The organism is Xenorhabdus sp. KJ12.1 (assembly GCF_963876495.1).
GTDB lineage: Bacteria > Pseudomonadota > Gammaproteobacteria > Enterobacterales > Enterobacteriaceae > Xenorhabdus > Xenorhabdus stockiae.
The window spans coordinates 1-4,219 of the sequence record NZ_CAWNQH010000118.1 but is presented as its reverse complement, the minus strand read 5'-3'; the positions used below and the strand labels follow the sequence as shown (position 1 = coordinate 4,219).

Below are 4,219 nucleotides of genomic sequence, written 5' to 3'. Positions count from 1 at the left end.
CTAACTTGTCCATGGCCTGTTCCTCCCCGGAGTCGTTTTAGGCTTTCACCAAAACTTTGCTCCTGGAACAGGCCTCTCGTCAATTTCTTATCCAGAATTCAGGTTATATTACTATTTCAAACTCTGGAAAGAAAAACCATCAGAAACAGAACCCAGCCTATTGGAGCTGGCGTTAAAAAAATGCGGTTGGCGAGGCCCGTATCAGCCGTGGTCAGAACGCCAACACCACTTTTGTGATCATTGATGCGCAAAGCGTTAAGAACACGGATACAGCACGTGAAAAAGGCTATGATGCCGGTAAAAAGGTTTCCGGTATCAAACGGCATATCGCGGTAGATACTCAGGGTTTACCCCATGCAATTATCGTCACAACAGCCAATATTACGGACAGAAAAGGCGCCTTGAAGGCGTTTACCCTGCACAAAAAATCACTGGCCTGCGTGAAGAATGTTTTAGCCGATGGCGGTTATATGGGGAAAGCATTTTCGGACGGTGTACATCATATACTGGGCGCGACTGTCGAAATTGCCAAACGCAGTGAACTGCATACTTTTAAGGTGATACCAAAGCGGTGGGTCGTCGAACGTTCCTTTGGTTGGCTGGAAAAATGTCGACGGCTGTGGAAGAACTGCGAGGAGAATTTGAATACCAGCCTTCAGTTCGTCAATCTGGCATTCCTTGTCTTACTGCTGCGCAGAAAAAATACTGAATAGCCTCTTAGACGTTGCGTTCAAAGAAGACCAACTTCAGGCGCGCATGGGATATGCCGGGGAAAATTTAGCCCTCATGAGAAAATGGATTTTGAACATGCTAAAACACAATACATCCCGAAAATTAAGCATGGAAAACAAACGCAAATTATGTTGTTTGAGTGACGATTATTTATTCGAGTGTTTTGGCATGTTTATAAAATAACCCATCTCATGGAATGGATAATAAACAAGCACTCATGCTCTCGCCCTGTAGGCTGATCACACAATACTACTATTTTATATAGTATATATGACGACCAGCATTGCCCAGAAGCGGAAATGGTGTGTATTTCTATTGATAGTTTTTTTATTTTAGATATTATCCCTATAATTTTTGAGACTGCCTCACATACAGGGCATTAAGATATGAGTAAAAAGAGGATTAGTAATGAAAAATGAGATAAGGACAATCCAGTATCTAAGAGGCATTGCTGCCATTTCTGTTGTGTTTTTTCATAGCAGATTTATGCTTAATGACTTTAATCAATTAAACATTTCAAAATTAGGGAATATACTTTTCTCATCTGGATCGTTTGGTGTCGATTTATTTTTCATAATAAGTGGGTTTGTTATAACCTTATCCACTGAGAAAAACCAAGGTAGAATAAGAAATATTTTTACTTTTTCAGTAAAAAGAATTTTTAGGATATATCCTTTACTAATTATATTTGTACTACTATCGGCATTCATATATGATAGCAATTTAAAATCCATCATTAAATCATTAATACCTATACATTTGCAATATAATTTCAACGCTCCTTTTTTTGGACTTAATGTTTTAATGGTTGCTTGGACTTTAACATTTGAATTGTTTTTTTATTTTCTCTTTATTATTTCAATGACATTAAGCCACAAATATAGGGCAATAGTTTGTTTTTTTATAATAATAACTTCTTTTATAACGACAAGATTGATATATACAGGCGAAGTGTCTTTGATAGGATACAGCACTATAGTATTTGATTACCCTACGATAATAACAGCACCATTATCTCTAATATCATCACCAATGATATTAGAATTTTGCCTTGGCATGATATCATATTACATATACCTTATTGTTAAAAAAATTAAATTACCTCCTTCAAATGAAATAAAAATAGCATTACTTTGCTTGATTTTCTATTCTTTTGTTTTATGTATATCTAAAAATGAATTTACGGGGCATGGTATAATAAGATGGGGTTTTGTTAGTTTTATATTGTTAACTTTATGCGTTATTTATGAAAGTATGTTCACAGTAAAAGAAATCCCTCCCCTAGATTTCTTGGGTAATATTTCCTATTCTCTTTATATGACGCACCAATTATCAGCAATACTGTTAACTTTCATTGCAACCAACCTCTATTTGGTTGGCTTTTCAAAATTCTTTTGTACTTTATTCGGGGCGATAGCTTTAGCCTCATTATCATATCTGTTAATAGAAAAACCTTTCATAAAGGTAGGTAGAAATCTACTAAAAAAGATATAGTAAAAATCCGCCTTCATAGAAGGCGGTATTGATTTCGACCAAGAGGGATACACGCCGTTCCTGTCACTTTTGTTACTTTAGACATAACCAAATACTGTTGCTGTCCTCTATGGAAGTAGTTTTCAGTTATGAGTAGAATGGAGTGTTCAACACTCCATTCTACTCAAATACTATCAAAACCATTTCCACTTATTTTATTTAAAATGCTTGTTTTATCGTTATAAAATGTTTTCGGGTATTTACCGTGTAGAAAATTACCATTCAGTACACAGTCGTCCGATATATTAACTATCGAGAAATCCATTGCCGCCAAGAAGGAACCAGACTTTCCGCCTGATGAGTCAATATCACAGGCATAAAAAGATACGTTACTATTATTTATTTCCGAAAAAACACCATATGCTCCCGTAGCGGGAGATGATAATTTCATATTATTAATTATAAATTTCGTTGAATTATTTTTAAACGTCATAGAGACACCAATGGAAAGATTACTTTTTATTGTTGTACCTTTGGATTCTCCTCTTATATTAATAACTCCTGAGCCATCTATATATCTAAAATGACAGGTTGAACTTAAATTTATACTGCTACTTATAATTATATCGACATCACAGTCAATAATATAATAAGATAACACATTAATTACATTTGTTAATTCAAGCTCACTGGAAACTCTGTATACAGCTTTACCAGTATTAGTTGAAAATGGCAATCTAGCTAAGGTATAAGCATCTTTTACTGTTCCATATGAGCTTTTCTGGGGATTTATCCATCTGATTAGCGTATCATCAGTAGAATAAATAGTGCATCTTCCATCTGTCGGATTTCTAAATCTACCTGAATTAACATAATTACTATCTAAAAAATACAAACCTGATATAGATAACGATGACCCGGAGCTTAGATCAAATAAATAGTCAACCTTGTTGTTATTATCACCATACATACCAATTAGTTAATGTCATGGATCTTATTGAACTTGAATCCTCTCCGTAAATTAAAGGACAATTTGTGTTCTCTGTTCCCATGCCATTGATTGTTAAACCGTAGACAAATCCACTAACTCCAATAACTGCTTTTGATTTTTTTTCACTTCTTGACCCTCCATCAAAAGCACTATTTATAAAATTTGAATATGTAATACCAGCAAGGTTAAACCCATACCTTACTGGCTCTTTCACCCAGCACGTGTTAAATAATACAGAAGTAGATGTTGCTATGCTCTGATTTATAGAAAATCCATCTCTACCTGGTGACCAGATATAACATGAATTTATCCTAACTTGCCAAGCAGATAAATTAAATCCATCAAGAATAGGATTTTCAATAACTATATTTTCAAATACTCCAAGACCTATGTTGTCATCACTTAAAACACCATGGCTTACTTTTCCATTACATTTTGCAAATAAATTAATTATTTTGAAATCCCTTAACTTTCCTTTTATTTTAATAAACGAGCTGATTATTAATTCACCATCGTAGCTTATATTTGCATACCTAAAATCGATTACGACCTTGCCCCCATAATTACCCGTATTAATAGTTATTATTGAATCGGAATCAATTTTTTTAATAGAAAAATCACCAGATGGGAAAACGAAATAACCAGAATTGGAATTTTTTATTTTGTTTGTCCATTCTTGGATATCAGCAGCAGATATTTCTTTTTTCCCATTTCCACATATATGTTTATTTGGTTCTATTGCTCCTTGTATAGTTTTACCATTCCACATTCCTATCATTGAAGCACCATTACCAGATGCTAGTTCTTGTCTAAATCGATTTTCAAACTGATCTGGATCATACTTCAATATATTGGGAAAATAGAACTGCTGCACTCCGTAACTATCATAAATAGCCATAGAGTGCCCCTCAACAGTCACAAATTGGTCATGCTCCCAATGATTAGATCTTGTGATAAACTCCCTACTTTTTATTCTGGGTGAGATATGGCTAAAGTGGATGTGATTTGTCGTTACTGTCATAA

2 protein-coding genes and 3 pseudogenes are annotated in these 4,219 nt (G+C 34.4%); 3 read left to right on the top strand and 2 right to left on the bottom strand.

Annotation, left to right across the window (positions count from 1 at the left end; genetic code table 11):
- Window positions 1-88: 88 nt before the first annotated feature.
- The 3 genes and pseudogenes from AACS92_RS19760 to AACS92_RS19755 all read left to right on the top strand — a co-directional run.
- Window positions 89-713, top strand: a pseudogene (locus tag AACS92_RS19760) (IS5 family transposase); the annotation flags it as partial.
- Window positions 712-915 (top strand): annotated as a pseudogene (locus tag AACS92_RS22275) (transposase); the annotation flags it as partial. The pseudogenes AACS92_RS19760 and AACS92_RS22275, both read left to right, overlap by 2 nt.
- Before the next feature lie 225 nt (window positions 916-1,140).
- A complete protein-coding gene (locus AACS92_RS19755; RefSeq protein WP_099111975.1) occupies window positions 1,141-2,226 on the top strand; it encodes an acyltransferase family protein in 1,086 nt (361 codons plus the stop codon).
- 163 nt (window positions 2,227-2,389) lie between these two features.
- Here the strand turns inward: AACS92_RS19755 and AACS92_RS19750 are convergent, their stop codons facing one another.
- Window positions 2,390-3,175, bottom strand: coding sequence for a hypothetical protein (locus AACS92_RS19750; protein WP_153044801.1), 786 nt, complete (start codon window positions 3,173-3,175; stop codon window positions 2,390-2,392).
- A gap of 835 nt (window positions 3,176-4,010) precedes the next feature.
- Window positions 4,011-4,121: pseudogene (locus AACS92_RS19745) on the bottom strand (phage tailspike protein); the annotation flags it as partial.
- Between the last annotated feature and the right edge of the window lie 98 nt (window positions 4,122-4,219).

What these genes read in the sequence shown, in the direction of transcription:
- AACS92_RS19755 (WP_099111975.1), top strand. Translation starts at nt 1,141, where the DNA reads ATGAAAAATGAGATAAGGACAATCCAGTATCTAAGAGGCATTGCTGCC.
- AACS92_RS19750 (WP_153044801.1), bottom strand. Translation starts at nt 3,175, where the DNA reads ATGTATGGTGATAATAACAACAAGGTTGACTATTTATTTGATCTAAGC.